Source organism: Bifidobacterium sp. ESL0769 (assembly GCF_029395495.1).
Taxonomy (GTDB): Bacteria; Actinomycetota; Actinomycetes; order Actinomycetales; family Bifidobacteriaceae; genus Bifidobacterium.
Genome location: NZ_CP113918.1, coordinates 2193090 through 2214974, shown reverse-complemented (window position 1 = coordinate 2214974; position 21885 = coordinate 2193090). Strand labels below are relative to the sequence as shown.

General features: G+C 55.7%; 15 protein-coding genes and 1 tRNA gene. 11 read left to right on the top strand and 5 right to left on the bottom strand.

The window, feature by feature from the left end; genetic code table 11:
- Positions 1-201 precede the first annotated feature (201 nt).
- Entirely contained in the window at positions 202-1221 is a 1020-nt protein-coding gene (gene nrdF / locus OZX72_RS08670) for a class 1b ribonucleoside-diphosphate reductase subunit beta (RefSeq protein ID WP_277159424.1), read from the bottom strand.
- 536 nt (positions 1222-1757) lie between these two features.
- Here nrdF and OZX72_RS08665 point away from each other — a divergent pair.
- The 3 genes from OZX72_RS08665 (at position 1758) to OZX72_RS08655 (ending at position 9097) form a co-directional block, all read left to right on the top strand.
- Positions 1758-3191, top strand: a complete 1434-nt coding sequence (locus tag OZX72_RS08665; RefSeq protein WP_277158290.1) for an amino acid permease — start codon at positions 1758-1760, stop codon at positions 3189-3191.
- 10 nt (positions 3192-3201) lie between these two features.
- Entirely contained in the window at positions 3202-4539 is a 1338-nt protein-coding gene (locus OZX72_RS08660) for an aspartate aminotransferase family protein (RefSeq protein ID WP_277158289.1), read from the top strand.
- Between the two features lie 484 nt (positions 4540-5023).
- The gene (locus tag OZX72_RS08655; RefSeq protein ID WP_277158288.1) at positions 5024-9097 is read left to right on the top strand and encodes a BspA family leucine-rich repeat surface protein; all 4074 of its coding nucleotides are present in this window, start codon (positions 5024-5026) and stop codon (positions 9095-9097) included.
- A gap of 229 nt (positions 9098-9326) precedes the next feature.
- On the opposite strand, the gene OZX72_RS08650 is transcribed toward OZX72_RS08655, so the two are convergent.
- From OZX72_RS08650 to OZX72_RS08640, 3 genes are all read right to left on the bottom strand, one after another.
- Positions 9327-10874 (bottom strand): sucrose-6-phosphate hydrolase, encoded by a 1548-nt coding sequence (locus OZX72_RS08650; protein ID WP_277158287.1) that lies wholly within the window; start codon positions 10872-10874, stop codon positions 9327-9329.
- Between the two features lie 157 nt (positions 10875-11031).
- Complete coding sequence (locus tag OZX72_RS08645; RefSeq protein ID WP_277158286.1) at positions 11032-12393, bottom strand: MFS transporter; 1362 nt, start codon at positions 12391-12393, stop codon at positions 11032-11034.
- A gap of 458 nt (positions 12394-12851) precedes the next feature.
- Positions 12852-13919, bottom strand: a complete 1068-nt coding sequence (locus OZX72_RS08640; protein WP_277158285.1) for a LacI family DNA-binding transcriptional regulator — start codon at positions 13917-13919, stop codon at positions 12852-12854.
- 199 nt (positions 13920-14118) lie between these two features.
- Between OZX72_RS08640 and OZX72_RS08635 the strand changes: the two genes are divergently transcribed.
- From OZX72_RS08635 to OZX72_RS08610, 6 genes are all read left to right on the top strand, one after another.
- The gene (locus OZX72_RS08635; protein WP_277159423.1) at positions 14119-15069 is read left to right on the top strand and encodes a DUF1524 domain-containing protein; all 951 of its coding nucleotides are present in this window, start codon (positions 14119-14121) and stop codon (positions 15067-15069) included.
- 460 nt (positions 15070-15529) lie between these two features.
- Positions 15530-16579 carry an NAD(P)-dependent alcohol dehydrogenase gene (locus tag OZX72_RS08630; protein WP_277158284.1) on the top strand — a complete coding sequence of 350 codons (1050 nt, stop codon included), beginning with the start codon at positions 15530-15532 and terminating at the stop codon, positions 16577-16579.
- 164 nt (positions 16580-16743) lie between these two features.
- Complete coding sequence (locus OZX72_RS08625; RefSeq protein WP_277158283.1) at positions 16744-16998, top strand: type II toxin-antitoxin system RelB/DinJ family antitoxin; 255 nt, start codon at positions 16744-16746, stop codon at positions 16996-16998.
- A complete protein-coding gene (locus OZX72_RS08620; protein ID WP_277158282.1) occupies positions 16991-17263 on the top strand; it encodes a type II toxin-antitoxin system YafQ family toxin in 273 nt (90 codons plus the stop codon). Before OZX72_RS08625 ends, OZX72_RS08620 begins: the two co-directional genes overlap by 8 nt.
- Before the next feature lie 138 nt (positions 17264-17401).
- On the top strand, positions 17402-17761 hold the full coding sequence (locus OZX72_RS08615) for a DUF1516 family protein (protein ID WP_277158281.1): 360 nt from the start codon (positions 17402-17404) through the stop codon (positions 17759-17761).
- Positions 17762-18049: 288 nt separating this feature from the next.
- Positions 18050-18388: a DUF1516 family protein gene (locus OZX72_RS08610; RefSeq protein ID WP_277158280.1), complete on the top strand. Its 339-nt coding sequence runs from the start codon at positions 18050-18052 to the stop codon at positions 18386-18388.
- A 28-nt stretch (positions 18389-18416) separates the two neighbouring features.
- Here the strand turns inward: OZX72_RS08610 and OZX72_RS08605 are convergent, their stop codons facing one another.
- A complete protein-coding gene (locus OZX72_RS08605; protein WP_277158279.1) occupies positions 18417-18764 on the bottom strand; it encodes a hypothetical protein in 348 nt (115 codons plus the stop codon).
- On the opposite strand from OZX72_RS08605, the gene OZX72_RS08600 reads away from it, so the two are divergent.
- Positions 18750-18822 (top strand) — tRNA-Lys (locus tag OZX72_RS08600). The genes OZX72_RS08605 and OZX72_RS08600 overlap by 15 nt on opposite strands.
- 1041 nt (positions 18823-19863) lie before the next feature.
- Positions 19864-21795: a C69 family dipeptidase gene (locus tag OZX72_RS08595; protein WP_277158278.1), complete on the top strand. Its 1932-nt coding sequence runs from the start codon at positions 19864-19866 to the stop codon at positions 21793-21795.
- Positions 21796-21885: the final 90 nt, after the last annotated feature.

Genomic DNA, 21885 nt, shown 5'->3' with positions numbered 1-21885 from the left:
TGCAACGAAAATCAGTCTTTTTGGGTCCGTTTCTATCTCTCGTCGCAGGGTGAATGGAAGTTTGGTTTGAAAAACAACTTGAAGTGCAAATCGGGAATAAATGAATAATCTGGCAAGCCAAATACAAAACACCCAGACACATGCAGGGCACATGGCTGGGCGTTTTGTGAAGTTTAGTGGTTTAGGACGAATGAATCTAGATTAGAAGTCCCAGTCCTCGTCGTCGGTGGCTTCGGCGTTGCCGATGACATAGGAGGAACCGGAACCGGAGAAGAAGTCGTGGTTCTCGTCAGCGGAGGGCGAGAGCGCGGCGATGATCTCGGGGCTCACCTTGGTCTCGGCAGCGGAGAACTTGGCCTCGTAGCCGAGGTTCATCAGGGTCTTGTTGGCGTTGTAGCGTACGAACGCCTGCACGTCGTCGATGAAATCGAAGCCTTCGTAGACCTGGTCGGAGTACTTGACCTCAAGGTCGTAAAGACGGTCGAGCAGGTCCATCGTGTACTTCTTGAGCATCTCCTGATCGGCGGCGGTACGGTGCTCGAGGTGACGCTGGTACTTGTAGCCGGAATAGTAGCCGTGGATGGCCTTGTCGCGCAGGATCAGGCGAATCATGTCTGCGGTGTTCATCAGCTTGGCGCGGCTGGAGAAGTAGAGCGGCAGGTAGAAGCCCGCATAGAGCAGGAGGCTGGAGAGCATCACGGCCGCGACCTTGCGCTTGAGCGGGTCATCGGACTGATACTGCTCCATGACGATGCGCACGCGTTCCTGCACCAGGTCGTTGCCCACGGCCCAGCGGTAAGCCTCGTCGATCTGCTCTGAGGAGCAGAGGGTGGAGAAGATGGAGGAATAGGAGCGGGCGTGCACCGACTGCATGAAGGCGATGTTGGTGTAGATGGCCTGCTCGTGTTCGGTCAGTGCGTCTGGGATCTGGACGAGTTCGCCGACGGTGGCCTGCTCGGTGTCGAGCGTGGTGAGGCCGGTGAAGACGCGCACGGTGGTCTGACGCTCGTGCTCGGTCATGCTCCTCCAGGAAGGAATGTCGTTGGAGAGTGGCACCTTCTCAGGCAGCCAGAAGTTGGCGATGAGGCGGTTCCAGACCTCGAGGTCCTTATCGTCCTGGATATTGTTCCAGTTGACGGGGCGGATGCGCATGGACTTCGGATCCGCGCCTTTCGCGAAAGCCGTTGACCACTGCGGAGGTGTCAGCGAATCGGCCATCATCTTGTCATCGGCGAGTTTGACCTCGTTTGTCATGGGTGTTCCTTCTTTTGTGCCGTGTTTTTAAAGTTTCGTCGGTATCCGCTTGCTGCTTTGGCCGGCCGCTCACGAATACGTTTTCGGAGGGTTCATTCTCCCGTATTCCGTTGACATAGAGCGGTTAGTTTCCCAACGCCGGTAACACTATATCTAGTGGTCCGGCAATGTGATACCTCTATATATAGTAATGGTAAGGTTACGGCTTCGCTTTGCGGCACGCGGGGCAATGCTGTGATGTACCTAACATGGGCATGTCGTACATCGATCGTGTGATAAGCCGACCGGTGACTGCACGTTACCCGCGCGGACCGGCCTGGATGCCGCCGAACGCCTATGTCACTATGCGAAATAATGGTGCGACGCTTGAATGGAACGCAGTACTTTGGTGTGCGAGAACAGAGAAACGAAGGTGCGCGACAGGTCTTGCGCTCTTTAACGCGATTTCATATGTTTCATTAGAAATTATTAGGACAGAAATTATCGGAACTGAAAGGGTGAGTATGGCGAGTATTAAGGAACGTATTTTCCGAAAAGAGGACCCCAGCGTCTATGAGCAAAAGGATGCTCATCTCAAGCGTACCCTGCGTGTGCGGGACTTCCTGGCCCTGGGCTTGGGAACCGTTCTGTCCACAGCAATCTTCACCCTGCCTGGAACGGTAGCGGCCCAGCACGCGGGTCCGGCGGTGGTGCTTTCCTTCATCGCCGCTGGCGTCGTCGCTGGTCTGGTGGCCTTCGCCTATGCTGAAATGGCTTCGGCGATGCCGTTCGCCGGTTCGGCCTATTCATGGATCAACGTTATTTTCGGTGAATTCTTCGGCTGGATCGCCGGCTGGGCCTTGCTGGCGGAGTACTTCATCGCCGTGGCCTTCGTCGGTTCGGGCCTGTCGGCCAATTTCCGCGGTTTGATCGAACCTCTGGGCTTGAAGCTGCCGAAGATGCTGGCCAATCCTTTCGGCACTGATGGCGGAATCATCGACCTGGTCTCCGTGGTTGCGATTGTCGCCGTGGCGCTCTTGATTTCCCGAGGAGCCAGCCAAACCAGCCGTGTCGAGAACGTTCTGGTTGTCTTGAAGGTCATCGTCATCCTGCTGTTCATCGTGGTTGGCTGCACGGCGATCAAACCGGAAAATTACGTACCGTTTATCCCCAAGTACCATCTCAATCCTGACGGGTCGGCCTTCGGCGGCTGGCAGGGTATATATGCCGGCGTCTCGATGATCTTCCTGGCGTACATCGGCTTCGATTCCATCGCCGCCAATTCCGCCGAAGCCAAGGACCCCTCCAAGACGATGCCCAGGGGAATCATGGGCTCCTTGCTGATCGGCGTCGTGTTGTTCGCGGCTGTCTCGCTGGTCCTGGTCGGTATGTTCCACTATCCGCTCTATGCCAACAACGCCGAACCAGTGGGCTGGGCGTTGCGCAAGAGCGGCCACGTGATTATTGCCACCATCGTGCAGGCAGTGGCCTGCTTGGGTATGTTCGCAGCGTTGATCGGCATGATGATGGCCGGTTCCCGTCTGCTCTATTCCTTCGGTCGTGATGGTCTGCTCCCGAAGTGGCTGGGCAAGATCAACGAGAAGCACCTGCCGAACAACGCTTTGCTCGCGTTGACGGTCTTCGCCGTGATCATCGGTTCCATCTTCCCGTTTGCGTTCTTAAGCCAGCTGATTTCTGCTGGCACCCTGATTGCTTTCATGTTCGTCTCGCTGGGCATCTACGGCTTGCGCAAGCGCGAAGGCAAGGATATCGCCGAACCCGGTTTCAAGATGCCGTTCTATCCGGTGATGCCCGCTTTGGCTTTCATCGGTTCTTTGGTCGTATTCATCGGGCTGAGCAACGACGCGAAGATCTATGCGTTGGGCTGGTTCATTTTCGGCCTGATTCTGTATTTCTGCTACGGAATGCGACATTCCGCCTTGAACAACAAGAAGTAAGGAGGAGAAGTTGGATAACAATCAACAATTATTGGCCCAGGAGAGCAAGGTCCTGTCTCCTGCGGTGCGTATCCAATATTTCGATATCGTCATCCAAAAGGCCAAAGGTGCCCTGCTGACCGATGCCGACGGACGGGACTATATCGACCTGCTGGCCAGCGCGTCCGCGACCAATACCGGCCATTGCCACCCCCACGTCGTGGAGGCGATTCAGAAGCAAGCCGCCAATCTGATCCAGTACACGCCGGCCTATTTCGCCAGCGGTCCCGAGATCGAATTAGCCCAGCGCTTGGCCAAGTTGGCCCCGATGAGCGGACCGGTCAAGGTCGCCTGGGGCAATTCCGGCTCGGACGCCAATGACGCGATCATCAAGTACTCTCGCGCCTATACCGGCCGCCAATACATCGTCAGCTATACGGGTGCTTACCATGGCTCCACCTATGGCTCGATGTCCATTTCGTCGGTGAGCCTCAACATGAGCCGCAAGATGGCCCCGATGCTTCCGGGCGTGGTGAAGGTGCCGTATCCCGACCTGCATAAGCGCCTGCCCAACGAGAGCGAGGACGAGTTCGTCGAGCGGATGATCGCCGCCTTCAAGCTGCCCTTCGAGACCTATCTGCCGGCCGAGGAAGTGGCCGCGATCGTCATTGAGCCGATTCAGGGCGATGGCGGCATCATCAAGGCGCCGCAAAAGTACATGGACTTCCTCTGGAAGTTCGCGCACGAGCATGGCATCGTCATCGCAATCGATGAGGTCAACCAGGGCATGGGACGTACCGGCAAATGGTGGTCGATTCAGAACTTCGGCCTCGAGCCGGACCTGATGACCATCGGCAAGTCCATTGCTTCCGGTCTGCCGCTGAGCGCGATCATCGGGCGCGCGGAGATTATGGATTCCTTGGGCTCCCCGGCCGTCACCTACACGACCGCCGGCAACCCGGTCACCACGGCCGCAGCGAACGCCACGCTGGACGTCATGGAGCAGGAGCATCTCGTCGAGCGTTCGGCGAAGTTGGGCCCCGAAGTCAAGGCTTACTTCGAGAAGAAGCGCAAACAGTACGATTTCATCGGCGACATCCGTTTCTACGGCCTCGACGGCGGAATCGACATCATCAATCCCGAAACAGGGGAGGGCGATCAGGAGGCCACCACCAAGCTGATCTATCGCCTCTACCAATTGGGTGTCATCATCATCAGCCTTTGCGGTTACATCCTTCGCTTCCAGCCGCCGCTGGTCATCACCGAAGACCAGCTGCAGCAGGCCTTCAAGGCCTTCGATCAGGCTCTGGCCGAACTGGCGGAGGGCAAGCTGAGTCTGCCCGAGGACGCCGGGAAGATTGGCTGGTAATAGGCTAAGTCAGTAGTAAATGACATTAGACGGGCTGTCGGCTCTCAGTAGTGGCCGACAGCCCGTCTGGCTTTTCTGACGGGTCGGACGGTTCGGAATTTCTTTCTGGAAGTCATCCTCGGATATTCTTTTTAAGAAGTTCTCGGGGCAAATGAACATCGTGGTCCACTGTTAAAAAAATCGCTGGTTGCTAAATTGGTGAAATAGCGCGTTGTGCAAGTTCGCGAAATTTCACAAGAATTCCCGGCCTTATCCATCCGCAGACAATCGACTTGGGCAATCGCTAAAAACGGCGAATTTTCCACCATTTAGCGACATAAGAACAAGAATAATGTTTGGTTTACTATTCTTAACGTTCTATTATGTATATTTCGCTTTATGATGTGTATCGTTTGATACCTAATTTGCAAATTCTCTCTGTCTAGAACATAATAACTATAGTGGATTAAAATTATTATTCTATGTTTCTGGAGAATGAGAAGAAATGGCTACCAATAAGAAGTTAGTCAAGGTATTTGGTTCGGTTGTCGCTTTAGCCATGTTATGTGGAACCGCCGCTATTTCCGCGAGTGCAAGCGACTCAAGTGCGGATGGGAACGACCAGAATTCCTCCGCTCAGCAGGCCAATGCGAAAGCGGGCGAGAAAAATAAGTCTGCCAAGAACGATGGGCAGGCAGTTGGAAGCGGTGAGGCGGCCACCCACTCCAAGCCGCAACTTCAATCCGGGAACGGCAATGGTTCGAAGGGCGAAACGTCCAAGGAGCCCGCAAGCGTGCCGGATCCGCAGGCTCCGGATACCCAGAAGGGTGCAAGCTCTCAGCCTCGGGATGTCCAGAACGGCATAAATTCTCAGTCTCAGAACGTAACGAATCAGCCATCTCAGCCATCGAACGATAATCATGGCCCAAGTTCTTCGCAGCTCGGCCAGAAGCCAAGCAAGCCGAGTGCCAGCCTTACTTTTGCCGATGGTGGGTTCACGTTCAAGGTGGTCGATGGTTCGCTGCTCCAGTTCCGCAGTGACGGCAGCTATACTTACCGTTCCTTCGACGCTACGACGACTTCTGCCAGCCCGAAGCAAGTAACTCTGGAAAAGGACGGCGTCAAGAAGTACGAATATCCGTACGGTTCGGCGCTGGGCCTGGTAATGATGGACTCAGACGGGACGTTGGATACCGTCCGCTTCGATGTGCCCGGAAATCTTGTCGCCCACATCGATGGTGGCAACAAAAACGGCTTTTCCATGACGCGTAATGACGAATGGCGTGAACAGACTTCCGTTCGGAAGTGGGGAAGTGCCACGGTAACCAGAAATAACGTTTTCACCCAGAGTGGCAGATCCGAGGGCGATAACTACTTTATCGGCGACGGCACGCTTGGCAGCTATACCGACGCTCCCTGGTACTCGGGTAGGTGGGGCGAAACTCAGATGTCGAACACGGCCAAAATCGACTTCACGGATCCGCAACATACCGCCCTTCCTGCCGACAGTACGAGGATGTTCGCTTACCAGCGCGTCGAAGCCATTTTCGACATGGACCAAATCAGCAAGCTCGATACCAGCAAGGTGACGAACATGAGCTCCATGTTCTACTCGACCCCTTGGCTTACGGATACCGCGGCGCTCAAGAATTGGGACACCTCGAAGGTGACCGATATGAGCAATATGTTCAGCGAGACGTACGTTTCGGAATTCACGGCGCTTTCAAGCTGGAACCTTTCGCAGGTAAAGAACATGGCACGTATGTTCTACGATGCGCGCGGCCTGAAAAGCCTTGGTGACGTGAAAAACCTCAAGCTCGGCAGCCTGAACGACATGACCGAGATGTTCGCGTTGGACGGGGATATCAAGGATGTGAGTGTCCTCGGCACTTGGGACACTTCGCATGTCACGTCGATGAAAGGCCTTTTCTCGGGCGCGCGCGGATATCAGGACGAGTCCCCGTCGACCGAATCGTTGACGGAACTCAAAGGCGTCGACAAGATCAACATGAAATCCGTGACTGACGCCAGCCAGATGTTCGCCTATAACCAGAACCTGAAGTCGATCGGCGGAATTGAAAATCTGCAGGTTTCCAACGTAAACAACATCGATAGCATGTTCTGCGACGATTGGGCGCTGACCAATCTTGATCTGCACGCGTGGAACACGAAGAACCTCAAGAACGCGTCCGATGTGTTTGCCATGGATATCGGCATCTACTACGGCCACGGGATGACGGGCAGCGAGAAGAAGATGCCGAGCAAGCTCACCTCCGTCGATCTTTCGGGCTGGGACACCTCTTCGGCAGAGAATCTGAACTCCATGTTTTCCGGCTGCTCGCGGCTTACCGAAATCAAAGGCATTCCGGAGTGGAACACCGCGTCCATGACCAACATCAACGCCATGTTCAAGAATTGCTACAAGCTTTCCACTCTCGATCTTTCCCACTGGGATATTTCCCATTTGAAGGAGGCGGGCTACGCGTTCCAGAACTTCGGCAAGGATGCGAGCAACGTCAATCTTGACTCGTTGAAGGGTTGGAATTTCGCCGGCCGGGACGTCAAGGTCGATCGCATGTTCGATGGTTGCGCGGCCAAAACGCTGCCCATCGCCGGTTGGAGCATGGGCGGTGTCCGATCCACTGAAAACATGTTCAGCAACATGCCGAACCTCAAGACGCTGGATGTCTCGAAATGGGACACGCACAGCAACGAGGCCACAGTTGAGATGTTCCTGAATGATTCGAAGCTTGAGTCGGTGGACGTCAGCAATTGGGACACCAGCAAGCTCTGGCTTATGGATGGCATGTTCAGCGGGGATTCCTCGCTGACGAGCGTCGGCAGCATGGCCCATAAGTCTGGAAGCAAGGTATGGGACACTTCCATTGTTGCCAATGCGTTCAACATGTTCAAGGATTGCCCGAAGCTCAAGTCATTGGACCTGAGCGGATGGGACCTGAGCCAGGTGCATTCGGATTACCAGCATGAGGTCCATGAAGGCAACAACACCACATACCATTACAATTACGGCATCGACAACATGTTCTCTGGCGATTCCGGACTTGAAAGCCTCGATCTTTCTGGTTGGAACATTAGTAAAGTGACGACTACGAACAACGTATTTGCCGGTACTTCGAGCCTCAAGACCTTGAATCTTTCTGGTTGGGACGCCAGCAAGATAAAGAGCTTCGACAACACCTTCAACGGTGCGGGCGCGCCTGAAGGTATGAAGCTCGACCTCTCCGGCTGGAAGGTCAACAACGCCGTCAGCGTCGAGATGTCGATGCGCGACGCCAACGTTGCCGCTCTCGACCTCACCGGTTGGGACACGACGGCGAATACCGGCTTCCAGCCGCGTTTTTCCGCCAAGCTCCGTCAGCTCACCGTAGGGCCGAAGACCGCACTGCGTCCGGAGTACTTCGTCGCCGGCGTCGAACCTGGTGGCGTCACCCGCGGTTTCAACCAATATAGCGGGCAATGGGCCGAGGCCAGCGCCAAGTCCAGCGCCGAGCAGGCCTGCACCGCCTCCGACGGTTCAAGCTATACGGCACAGGGCGAGGCATGGTCGAGCTGTGGGCGGGCTTCTGGAAGCAGCGCCACGGCGGCGATGATTCAACGGGCCAATGCCAACAAATCCGAGGCGACCTACGTTTGGGAACAAGGCGCACTGGTGCATTTCGCCGGCCTTGACGCCAAGAACCCGACTGCTCACTACGACGACAGCAGGATGGCTCCGAAGAAGCTTTACGGCGCTGACGGTGAATCGATTAAGGTGGACGGCTCCGCGACTCCCGTCGACGTGCACGGTATGGCCCTCACGCTTCCCCAGGAGCTTAAGGCCGACGGTTTCAGCAATGTCGGCTGGCTGCGCGACGGCGATGTGGCAGCGAATATCAGCGCTCCCGGCACCAGGATGTGGGTACCTGGCGGCGAGCAGGTAGTTCGGGCCATGTGGCAGATCTCCAGCCCAAGCAAGCCCAACAAGCCGGATAAGCCCAACAAGCCTAGCAATCCTGTAACGCCCAACAAGCCGGATAAGCCCAACAAACCCAGCAATCCTGTAACACCTAGCAAGCCGGATAATCCAACAAAGCCAAGCAACCCCGGTCCCGCAAACGGTGCCGGTAATGCGGGCGGCAACTCCGCAACGCCTTCAGCTCCGGCTTCCCCGAAGATTCCGTCCGGAACTTCCGGTCAGCAATCCCTTTCGGCGGCGTCTGGTGTAGCTCCGCAAGCCACGGCTCCGCAGGCCAATACCGACAAGCAGCCCAAGGCCAATGCCAATAAACGTAACAACGGCGCTCGGCCTGAGCCTAAGAAGAAGCCGGTGTGCGTTCCCAGGAACCAGTCCGGTACGTCATCATATGAGATTGATGACTCCGGCTATGTGGAGCCGAGTGTGGTGTATTGCGATGATGAGACGACCGCTTCGGCACAGTCTCTCATGCAGACGCATCCTGCTTTCCCGTGGTGGATTATTCTGCTCGTGGTCTTGGCGGTGCTCGCTTGCTACGTCGCCACGAGGCGCAACCAGATCGTCTACGCGCAGCACCGCGGCAAAGACGATAGCAGCCGTTGATTATCGTTGATTACTTCTGATAATCGAGTCAAGCTGAGTCGGCTGATTCCGACTGAATCGGTTTGGATATCGGAATAAGTCGAGACGGGTTGCGAAATCGCTTGAGGGTCACAGGTTATAAAATCTGTGACCCTCAACCTATATCTATAAATTGAGCCCGCCGTCAGGTTTGCGCGAGCGGCGGGTTCGATATTATTTTATGATTTTAGTTATCGTTTATTGATGGTAATCACTCCAGGCCGATGCTCTTGATGTCGTGGACGGTGAGCTTGTCGACGGCGAGGACGCCCGACTCGGCGGAAAGTTTGACTGCGCGTTTACCTTCGGACGGGTAGCTGTAGGAGCTCAGCACGTGCAGGCCGTCGTTGACGTAGACTTCGACGGAGCCGCGGTCGACGTAGACGTGCAGCTTGAGATCGTCGGCGGCCAGTTCGGCGTCGGTGAGCTTGGCGGCACGGTAGCCGCGATCGCCGCGGGCCGCAGCCTGACGGTCGACGACCACGGTGCCGGCCTGCGCGTCATAGGCGACGTAGGTGTAGGAGCCGTCGGGGGTGGCGTGGACCTTGAGACCTGCGCGTTCGGCGGTCGTGTTCTTCAGATTGATGTTGAGCTCGATTTCCACGGCTTCGGCGTCCTCGTCAACCAGGGCCTCTTCGTTGGCCTCGATCGGGCGGGCGACATGGTCGAAGGTGTTGATGCGCAGCTTGTCGATTTCTGGCACCGGCACGGTGTGCAGGTCGCCGTCCTCGCCGAGGAAGCACTCGCGCGGCAGGGTCATCTGCCCGCACCAGCCGTCGGACTGCATGGGGGCGTTCTCGGAAAATGGGCTCATCCAGCCGTACATGATGCGACGGCCGTTGGCTTCGAATGACTGAGGAGCGTAATAGTTCGCGCCGCAGTCGAGCAGACGGAACTCGGTTTCCGGCTTGAAGGCTTCGCCTGGCTTCCAGGTGCCGATCATGTAGCCGGCGTTGTTCTCGTTGCGGTTCATATAGCCTTTGGCCTTCGAGCCCATGGCCGAGAAGACGATGACCCACTTAGTGTTGCCGTCCTTATCTTTCAGGGGGAAGAAGTCGGGGCATTCGAGCATGAAGACATCCGGATCCGGGTCGTCGTAAAGCACGTTCTGGAAGTCCCAGTGAATCATGTCGGTGGAGGTATAGGCCCAGATCTGGCCTCGGTGGTCGGCGGTGGAAACGCCGTGGACCAAATGCCAGACGCCGTCCTGCTTCCAGACCTTCGGATCGCGGAAGTGGGAGTCGACGCGTTCGCGCGGGCAGTCGATGACCATGCCCAGCTTGTTGAGCTTGGTGGCGTCGTCGTCCTCGGCCTCGGCGAGCATCTGCACCTGCCACTGGCCGTCCGTGTCGTCCTTGCCGTTGTTCCAGCGATGGCCGGTGTAATAGAACTTGAGCTTGCCCTCGTCATCGATCACGGCCGAGCCGGAGAAGACGCCGTCCTTTTCCTGCTCGAGGCTGGGGGCCATGGCGATGGGCTCGCGGCGCCAGGAAACCATGTCGGCGCTGGAAACGTGGCCCCAGTGCATCGGGCCCCACTGGGTGCCGTAGGGGTGCAGCTGGTAGTAGACGTGCCAGCGGCCCTTAAAATAGCACAGGCCGTTCGGGTCGTTGATCCAACCGCCGTTCGAAGCGATATGGTACTTCGGGTACCAGCGGTCGTCGCGCTCAAGGGCGAGCGTTTCGACGCCGGCTTCGGCCTTCGCCAGTTCTTCGGCGTGGTCGCGGATCGGGGTGTAAACGGGAGATTCAGTAGTCATCTTTGATGCCTTTCTCGTAACTATCATATGGTGATTGTTCTTTATTCGTCACAAGGCCCCCACGCCTGAATTGATGGGTGCGGAGGTCTTGTGCGCTATGAAATTTTGGGGTGGACACCGCGCGAAGGTAGGTGGGCGCGGTGCCGATTTGTCACAATCAGGCCGGGAGCTGGTCGTCGGCGGCTTCAGCCTGGATGGCCTCGCCTTCCTGCTCGACCTTCTTGCGGTCCTTGATGCGGATGAACGGGTCGCCGCCCACCTGTTGGTTGTCCTTCTTGATTACGAAGAACCCGTAGATCAAAGCGAGGAGAACGATGCCGGAAATGGTGAAGAAGGTCTTCTGCGGGCCGAGTGCGTCACGCAGGGCGCCGAGCGGGTGCGACATGATGACCTGACCGACCTGAGAGGCGATTTGGAAACCGACCATGTAAAGCGTCGCCGATAGCTTCGTATCGTAATGCAGCGTGAAGTAACGGAACGTTGGCAGGCAGAAGAGCGGGGTCTCGATGGCGTGGAACATCTTGACGATCGAAATCATCACCGGGTCGTGGAAGACGCCGCACAGGCCGATACGTAGGAACATGGTCACCGCGCCGAGAAGCAGCGCGTTGCGCACGCCGATGTGGTCCATGATGATCGGGACAACGCCCATCATCACGGATTCGCAGAACACTTCGGCGGCGTTCAGGATGGAGTACCATTCCGCACCCTGTGCCGGCGTGGCGAAGAGGCTCTTGTAGTAGCTCGGGAACATCTGCTGGTCGAAGACCGTGTAGAAGGTGTTGGTGAACAGCATGAAGATGATCAGTGCCCACAGCGAGCCCATGCCGAGCACGGAAATCATTTCCTTGGCTGTCGGGTTGGTGCGCGGGGCGTTCGGGTCGGCTTCCTTCTTAAGCTCTTCCTTCTGCTCTTCCGGGCGCCAGAACAGATAGACGCACAGCATGCCGAGGCCGAAAAGCGAGCCCAGCCAGAAGTTCCACTTCATATCGATGTTGAAAAGCGGGCCGGCGATAAGGGCGACGACCGCGTAGCCGAAGGAGCCCCAAGCGCGGGACTGGCCATATTCGAAGCCGAAGTGGCGGCTGTAACGTTCGGTGATGGCCTCGACCAGCGAGCAGCCGGCCATGAATCCTGCGGAGAGGACGACCGAGCCGAGTAGCACGCCGATGAACTTGGTGGCGCCGCCTGCCGAGAGTAGGGGCTTATAGACGAATTGCGCGAACGGGCCGACGCATGCGGCTATGCACGAGATAACGATTACCAAGCGACGCTTGATGCCGAGGTTGTCTTGGATGATGCCGTAGAAGAACATGATGAACAGAGTCACCAATGAGTTGATGGAGTAGATGTCGCCTTGCTGGGCGGCTGTCATACCCATACCCTTGGGAGCTGGGCTGGTCAGCCAGATTGAGAAGAAGGACCACCAGATGCCCCACGAGCAGAAGAACATGAAGATACCGGTAGAGCTCTGTAGATATGAGGGGTTCCGGTAAGTCTTGGCTCCTTTGATTGCCATTTCGTCACCTTTCTTTTTGGCACCGCTGCCGCGCGATACCCTTCTTACTTCCGTTCTTGCCGATTCTCTGCGGCATCGCCTTAAGCAAGAAACTTATGACAAAATATAGGACGAGAATCGATTCACGTCAAGCTGTAAATCGTTTCCGGCGTTTCCAAATGAATAGAGGCTATCTGTATAAATCAACGCGAAGAATATGTCTATAATTGCACTGTGTTGTGAAATCCGAGCTCAGCTTTTGCCCTCATTCAATGACCGACAGTGTCCATTTTTTTGCATAATGGATTAAGGAAGTTGGAAACCGGACGTTAAGCCGTCGTCAGTGACTACCTTCTCGCATTGCAAAATCGATATGCAAGAAAGTAGCTGTTTATCGGTCGTCAGTGAACGTTTTCTTGCATAGCTTGATGTGGATGCAAGAAAAGGCCAATGGCAACCGAAGGCAGGGGAGTGCCCGATTACTTTTTGCGGGCGGTAGTTCCGCGATTGGCCACGGAACCGCGCTCGAGCAAGGTGCAACGGATGCGCACGGGGCTCGGCGCATCGAGTGGCGGGATGGCGGCGACGGTTTTCTTGCTTTTGCCTGGGCCCAGAGCGCGGTCTTCGATCATCGAGATCAGCTTGCGGGCGCCCCAATAGCCCATTTCGTAATGTGGCAGTGCGATGGTGGTCGGCTGCGGCTCGAAGGTCTCTTTGATGATGCGGTTATTGTCGATGCCGACCACGGAAATGTCGCGGCCGACCTCGAGCCCGCGCTGTGCCGCGCATTGGTAGACGTACCAGGTGCGGGCGTCGTTGAAGCAGAAGAAGGCGTCGGGATGCTTGCGGTCGAAAAGTTCCGAGACGGCTTTGAGCCCGCCGTCGTTTTTATTGATACCGACGTTGAGCTCCGGGTCGATTGGGCGGCCGGCGTCTTTCAGCGCTTTTTCGTAGCCTCGCACGCGCAGCGGCTCGGCGAGCAGGTTTTCGCTGCAGCCGATGTAGGCGATGCGCTTGGCGCCGGACTTGATGAGATAGGTGGTGGCGTCATAGCCCATGGCGACTTCGTCGGGGACGATGTACGGTACGCGCCCGTCGGATGACGTGGCATCGATGAGGACGGTGTGTTCGCCGGAAAGTGCCTTCGGTATATTCGAAACTCTGTCATACATTTTGGCGTAAAGGTAGCCGTCCACGCCGTATCGTTTGAGCGCGGCGATTTCGGTGGCTTCGTTGGCGTTGCCGTCGGTGTTGACCAGAAGCATCATGTAGCCCAGCTCGCTCGCGGCGTCCTGTGCGCCCAAAATCATCTCGCCGGCGTACGGGGTAGTCGCGATTTCCTCGCTGATGAAACCGATGGTATGCGTGCGGCTGGTGCGCAGGGAGCGGGCGAGAGGATTGGGACGGTAACCCATTTTCTTGGCGGTTTCGCGGATGTGCTCGGCAAGTTCCTTCTTGACGTGCCCTTCCTCGCGGTGGTTCAGTGCCATCGAAACGGCGGTCACCGACGCCCCGGCCTTCTTGGCTACCTCTTTGATTGTGGTCATGCTCTGTATAATAACTGTCGCCCGTGATTCGGCGGCGGTTGAAGTGTCATTCGTGATTCGTTTTACCTAGCTGGTTTGTGGTAATGAAAAATACTTAAAAGTTATAGAATTGTAGTAATTATTGATGAAAATGAAAGACGCGAATCTAGTGAATAAAACTTCGAAATCCTTGGGAGCTGTTTGGGGTGGTTTGTTGGCGATGGTATTGGCCATGGCGCTCGCGATTGGCGTTGCTCCTGATTCTGCGCTCGCGGATACCACGGCTGCGGGGGGACAAGCGGCCACGACGGTGCTTGATACGTTGCCGGTCAAGGGGCGCGCGCCGAAAACCGGGTACAAGCGTACGCAATTCGGGCGTGCTTGGGCCGACGTGGACCGCAACGGGTGCGACACCCGCAACGACATTCTGGGGCGCGACCTCAAAGACAAGAAGTTCAAGGCAGGAACCAACGATTGCAAGGTGATGTCGGGCACGCTCGATGACCCGTATACCGGCAAGACCATTCACTTCAAGCAGGGTAAGAAGACTTCCGCCAAAGTGCAGATCGATCACGTTGTCGCGCTTTCCAACGCTTGGCAGACCGGTGCGCAAAAGATAACCGCCGACCAGCGCAAGCAGATGGCCAACGACCCGTACAACCTACTGGCGGTCGACGGGCCTGCGAACCAGCAGAAAAGCGACGGCGACGCGGCCACTTGGCTGCCGAAGAACAAGTCTTACCGCTGCTCGTACGTTTCGCGGCAAATTGGCGTGAAACACAAGTATGATCTGTGGGTCACCAAGGCTGAAAAGGCCGCGATGCAGCGCGTGCTTGCTTCTTGTCCGGTGCAGACTGTTCCCGCAGATGATGGCCCCTTCGCCCAAAACGGGGTGGCGTCTCAGAGCGGCGCGTCGAACGGCAGCGCTGCGGGCGGGTCCGCAAATTCCGGTCAGGCGAATAATGGGAATGCCGGTTCTGCTCAGCCTGCTGCGCCCGCGCCCGCTCCGGCTCCGGTTCCCGCCGCGCCCGCCGCTGGGCAAGGTGGCGGCGACGTCTACTACCAGAACTGTGACGCCGTCCGTGCCGCAGGCAAGGCTCCGATTTATGCCGGTCAGCCCGGCTATCGTGCCGCCTTGGATCGCGACCACGATGGTGTTGGCTGCGAATGACTGTGATTGCCGCGAGCGATGATCCTCGGCTGCAGGCGACGAGTATCGCTCGCGAATGTATAGCGGTGGTTGTCAATAAGACGTCGGCGCGAGTGATGTACAGCTATTCGAATGATTGCCATAAATGATGGGTTTCGTCGAGCCTTTCCTGGCGGATTGGCGGTGTTGGATCGTACGTCAAAGGTTTCAAGCTATATCACACAAATAGCGTAATAACGTATAAATATTACGCTATCGGACCTTTGTGTGATATTGTATACATCTCCAGAAAACGTTGAAATTCCAACGATTCTAGCGTTTGCTAAACCAATATTACAACTGTATAATTTCTTACGTCGATTCGGTTCCAGTGTTGGTGCAGAAACGATAAGATAGCGATGTTCGGGCACTCCACTTCAATGCTTTTGCAAGTGGTTAAACAACTTGCCCACACCGGCTCACTGATAAGAAAGGAACAGCTATGAAAGCCGTTATGTTCGAAGCGTATAAGACATTCCCCGCGTTGAGGGAGGTCGACAAGCCGACTCCAGGGCCGGGTGAGGTATTGCTGAAGGTCGCTGGCGCTGGCTGCTGCCATTCCGACGTTTCCGTGTTCCGCGACTACACCCCCGAGACCGGCAATCAGACCAAGCCTCCGTTCATCCTCGGTCATGAGACCTCCGGCTGGGTCGAAGAGGTCGGCACCGGAGTCACCGGTTTCAACAAGGGCGATGCCTATCTGGTTTACGGCCCCACCGGCTGCGGCCACTGCAAGCGCTGCGTCGCAGGTGAAGAGAACTACTGCGAGAACATGGCCACCAACGATTCCCTGGCCATCGGCCTCGGACGCGACGGCGGCATGGCCGAGTACATGACCGTCCCTGCGCGTAACCTCGTGCCGCTGGGCGACGCCGATCCGATCGCCGCGGCCCCGCTCGCCGACGCCGCGCTGACTCCGTACCACGCCATCAAGGCCGCGCTGCCGCACCTGCAGGGTGGCGGCAAGTACGCGCTGGTCATCGGCCTCGGCGGCCTGGGCCAGATCGCTATCCAGATCTTGAAGGCCATCACCGGCGCCACCATCATCGCCACCGACATGAAGCCCGAAGCCATGGCCAAGGCCAAGGAGAAGGGAGCCATCGTCGTTGAGGGCGATGAGAACGAAGTTGCCAACATCCGCAAGATCACCGGTGGCCGCGGCGTTGACGCAGCCTTCGATTTCGTGGGCATCGCACCGACCATCGCCGCTGCGCAGGCCGCTTCCGCCATCGATTCGCGCGTGACCATCGTCGGCATCGCCGGCGGCAAGGCTTCCTATGACTGGTACACCAACCCGTGGCAGCAGGAGCTCACCAGCGTCTACTGGGGCTCCATGCCTGAGCTGCACGAGGTCGCCGCGCTCTATCGTCAAGGCCTCATCACCCCCGAGGTGGAGACCTACTCGATGGACAACGCGCTCGACGCCTACCACAAGCTGGTCGACGGCAAGCTCTCCAAGCGCGCCGTAGTCGTTCCCCACATGGGTGAGTGAGCGGTAAACCTGTTCTGATTAGCGGGTGGCGAGATGTTCGTAACGAATGTCTCGCCACCCGCTTTTTCGTGGTGTGTACAGATGATGTTCAAAATATGCGATGTGGTTAATTTAGAGTACAATGACCTTATATTGTACTTTCGATGATTTCTAAAGAGGCCACTATGGATATGAACGCAAGAATCCAGATTAGGACTAATAAGGAGCTCAAGGAAGAGGCAACAGAACTCTTGGAATCGATAGGGCTTGATTTGACCACGGCGATTAATATGACGCTCAAACAAATCGTCAATACCAGAAGTCTGCCTTTCGAACCGAAAGCACCAACGTTCGAAAATGCTGTCTTGTCAACCATGGATGAACCGGTGATTGCAGTCAAAGATGATGACGCATTTGCGAGGTTGATAGCCGATGCGTGAAATTGCCTATAACCCTGCCTTTCTGCGTGATGTAAAACGGCTGAAGCGTAAGCATTATGATATGTCGAAACTTCTCGAGGTTGAGAAGGTCCTTCGTCGCGGAGATGCGACGATACTGACGACTCAATATAAGGATCATCGGCTGGTTGGTAATCTTTCGCCGTTCAGGGAATTGCATATTGCTCCTGATTGGCTGCTTGTTTATAGGGTTGATGGTGAAAAGATTATTCTTGCGCGAACTGGAAGTCACGACGGTTTGCTTTGACGGATTGTCTGCAGATTGATTTGAATCTGCATTTTGCGGCTGGATACGCCTTTGATGAGCAATGTTGATAGTGAGGACGGCAGCCGATATATTGGGCTATAGCGTTATTGATAACTTTTCTTACCGTTGGGAGTAGATATGGTTTGGTCTTGGATGCATTTGGTTGTCGGCGTGGTGCTGATCGTCGCGGTGGCCGTGGGGCTTTTGGGGCCGGTGAGGATGACGAAGATCTGGGCGATGATTGCCCGCGTCTGCTACATTCTCATTATTCTGAGCGGCATTTTCCTGATTGTGCACGCTTGGCCGCATATCACTGTGCTGTTGGTGGTGAAGATTATCCTTGCGGTCGTGCTGATTGCGCTGGCGGAAATCGGCTTCGCAAAGAAAAGCAAGGATACGGCGACGGCTATGGCCATTTGGTTGCCGATCGCGCTTGTCGTTGTGGTCATGGTGGTCGGTCTCGTGGTCTCCCATGGTTTCCCGCTCGTCCTGCTGTAGTAAAGCAGGGTTTCGCAAAGTAATCGCTGCTTTATTTTTATAAAGGCGAAGTGTCATTTTGCTGGCGCTTCGCCTTTTTATTCCCATTCGGACGCCAACTTTTGCGACGGATTTGGTGAAAATCCATTCAAAAATCATTATTGTGGCATATTTTCTCGTCTAATCTAGTTATGAAATCGCTACGAAGCGGTTGTTGAATATTGGGTAATTTCGGAGGATTCCGGAAGTTTCCGGAGAAACGAGAGAAGAGACATGCGTGTTTGGCGTTGGCTGCATATTATTTCGGCAGTGGTGGCATTGGCTGCGATGACTATCGGAGTGCTCGGGCCGCAGAATATGGTCGAGAACTGGGCTATGGTGGCGCGCGTTTGCTACATCGTCCTGATGGTGAGCGCGGTGCCGACGATTCCGCACGCCTGGCGTACCAACTGGCCGATGGCCATCGTCAAGATTGTTGCGGCGATTGGGCTCATCGGTATGTGCGAGGTCGCGTTCGTCCATCGACTTCACGGTGCAGCACCGCTGCAGACGGTTTGGATGCCTCTGCTTTTCGGTGTCGTCGTTTTCGCGCTCGGCCTCTGGCTTGCGCGTGGCAAGCACCGCGGAAAGACGCCGGCGACACGGTGAGAAAGCGATTGTTGGCGTAAACGAAACGTTAACTGATTTGGATGGACGGTCGCAGCGCCGTTTTCTGTGACATCGCCAGGCGCACTTCAGCCACGTTGGTGTCGGGAAAGTGCATTTTAGCGCGGCTAAGAGTACCTTTTTTGACGGTAGCATTGAAAAAGTGCACTTTAGTGCCGATAAAAGTCTCTTTTTTGACGGTAGCGTCTAGAAAGTGCATTTTAGCATTGGCAAAAGCCGCTTTTTCAGCGTTAGAGTCACGCAGAACAGATAAACGGTACTTTGTGCTGAATGTGAAGTTGTGCCAGCGACACGCAAAACCCGATACGCAAATCGAGAAGTGATTGTATAATGAAGTTTTGTTGCCCCTCTGGCTCAATGGTTAGAGCAGCGTCCTTTTAAGTCGTGGGTTGTGGGTTCGAGTCCCACGGGGGGCACTTTGATTGTCCGATGATTCAATTGAAGAGTCATTGCTATTTCTGATTTGGCTTATAACCCGTCGATGAGCTTTCTTTGTTTATATAACAGCGGTTGCGTTATCACAGTGCTGCCAACCGGATTTTCAACGAATAGAACCACTATTTACTAAATTACGATTCTACTATCTGCAAAGTGCACATTACGGCCATTAATAAGATACTCGTGGGTATCATACGCGTAAGTATCTTATGGGGAACGTGGCACTCGGTGATCGCATTGGTTTGTATCCGGTTACTTCTGTTGTATCGGTGATGGCTGAACGGTTGCAGCTGTGACATTCTGGTCGGGCTCTTCTTGGACGAGATGGTGCTCAAAGGGGCTATAGGTTGTGAAAAGGCGAATGGCATACTACTTGCGGGAAACATGCTACTTACAGGGTGAGTGGCGGAATCGTGTGGGTGAGCGGTGTTAAAATAGGGGTGAGTGGAGTATATAGATCACAAGCGGTATTCGATTATATGCTCACGGAGAAAAGTTAGTAGGTTATTTTAGATAGTTTATATCGGTTATTAGTATTTTGGGTGCAAGATTGCGAAATCGGCGCGGGCAAATATTCCATTCGTTTCTTTTCGAGTAATGTATGCGGCAAACGTTGGACTAGGGTTTTGAGAAGTGCAAAAAGTCTACCAAAATCGGATATCGAAACGTTTTGTAATATGTTGTCGCTAGCGAATGCTGTCCGAAGTGTTGCTGATTTCCGGAGACCATTTCAGCCAACTCGTTTCCGAATGCAGCTTTACGATGACGCTGATTAATTAGACAAATTTTCGATAGTCTGCTCAATTTAAAGCATAAATTGTAATAGAATACATTTTGGCAGCTTGCAGTAAGGCCCTCCGATCAGTGAATTTGGGGATTCATTTGGGGATTAATCGTGGCCTTCTGCACGCTGATTTAATTTGCAGACGTGCAGACGTGCAGACGCGCGGCTATGCGGGAACGTAGAAATTTTACAAAATATCGGTGGTAAATTCTGGCGGGAAAAGTAAGGTTGAGGTATGCCTTGCACAACTTTACTTGTAGGAAAAAATGCCAGTTACGACGGTTCGACGATGATCGCGCGCGACGATGACAGCGGCCACGGCCGCTACGACCCGAAGCGTCTGGTTGCGGTGCGGCCGGAGGACCAGCCTCGGCATTATCGCAGCGTGCTGAGCCATGTCGAAATCGAGCTTCCGGATAACCCGTGCGCCTATCTCATCGCGCCGAACGCACTGCGCAATCGTGGGATTTTGGCCGAAGCTGGCGTGAGCGTCCGCAATGTTGCCATGAGCGCGACCGAGACCATCGCCGTCAACGAACGCGTACTCGGGGCAGATCCGATGGTGGTGTTGCATACCATTCCCGTTCGCGGTGGTTCGGTGGTTGTCGGTGCTGCCAACGGAGACGGCGTCAACACGGGCCGAGATTCCATTGCTGACACTGGTGCCGATGCGAATGCCAAGCCTTCGGTTGCGGCGTTCTGGGCTTCGGTGGGTGAGCCGAAACCGTATGATTCCGACGTTGCCGACGATATCGCCAATTGTGGTTTGGATGCTTATCTTAACCGTAATTCCGATGGCTCTAGATCTGCAGCTTCTGCGTCATCGGCTAGTGGTGTCGCCTCCGCTACTGATGCTAGGAACGCTGTTACCGGTTCATCCGCTGCTTCTGCTGGGAAAACGACTGCTGGTTCGCTCGCAACTTCCAGCGCCGCTAACTTTGCCGCTTCTGCTTCGTCGTCCGCTAACGTTGTGTCCGCAACTGGCGCTAGTACTGCCGACGTTCGCCGCGAAGTCCCCGGTGGTATCGGCGAGGAAGACCTGATTACGTTGGTCTTGCCATATGTCAGCACCGCCCGCGAAGGTGTAATACGTCTTGGCTCACTGCTGGAGCGTTACGGCACCTACGAATCGAACGGCGTGAGTATTTCCGATGCCGACGAAGTCTGGTACGTCGAGACGATCGGCGGCCACCACTGGATTGCCCGTCGCGTGCCCGACGACTGCTATGCCGCCATTCCCAACCAGCTCGGACTCGACCATTTCGACCTCGACGAAGCGCTCGACGAGAGCCTTGGTGACAAGCGCGATTACCTGTGTTCCGCCGACCTGCGCGAGTTCATCATGAGCAATCACCTCGACCGCAGCATGGACACCACGCCCGAGCATTTCAAGCATCTTAACCCGCGCAAGATTTTCGGCACGGCCACAGCCAAGGACCATATCTACAACACCCCGCGTGCCTGGTACATGCAGCGCTGTCTGAATCCGAGCGACGACTGGGATTCGCCGAACGCCCGCTATACGCCGATTTCCGATGACATTCCTTGGTGCCGCGTGCCCGAGACCAAGGTGAGCGTCGAGGACATGGATAACGTGTTGAGTTCGCATTATGAGGACACGCCTTACGATCCCTACGGCCGCCTCGGTACTCCCGAGACCCGCCACCGCTATCGCCCGATCGGCATCAGCAGAACCGGCCATCTCGCGATTATGCAGATTCGTGGGTACGAGCCCGAAACTTTCCGTTCTGTGATGTGGCTGGCGTTCGGCTCGCAGCCCACCACTTGTGTCGCGCCGTTCTATACCAACGTTGGGCGAACTCCGGCTTACCTTCGCGAGACCACAGGCGAGGTTTCCACCTCGACGCTTTACTGGACCAGCCGCCTCATCGCGGTCATCGCGGACGCGCATTTCGACGCCAACAGCAACGCCATCGAAGCGTTCCGCGAGGACATCGCCAGCCATGGCCATGCCTTCGTCGCCGAAGCCGATGCGAAGCTGGACAAGACATCGGGTGTGGATGAGGCCCGTCGAATTATGGAGGTGGCGAACCAGCGCATGTCCGATTACCTTGAGGCGCGAAATCAGCAACTGCTCGGCAAGGTGCTATTCACCTCGAGCGATTTGATGAACAACGCTTTCGCGCTTTCAGACCGCCCGCAGTGAGGGAATCCACGGATATTTGTGACGAAACGTAGCCACAGCATTACCCGTTGTGAGCTTTCGTCTGGCGTGCCATTTCGCACTTGCTGTGTC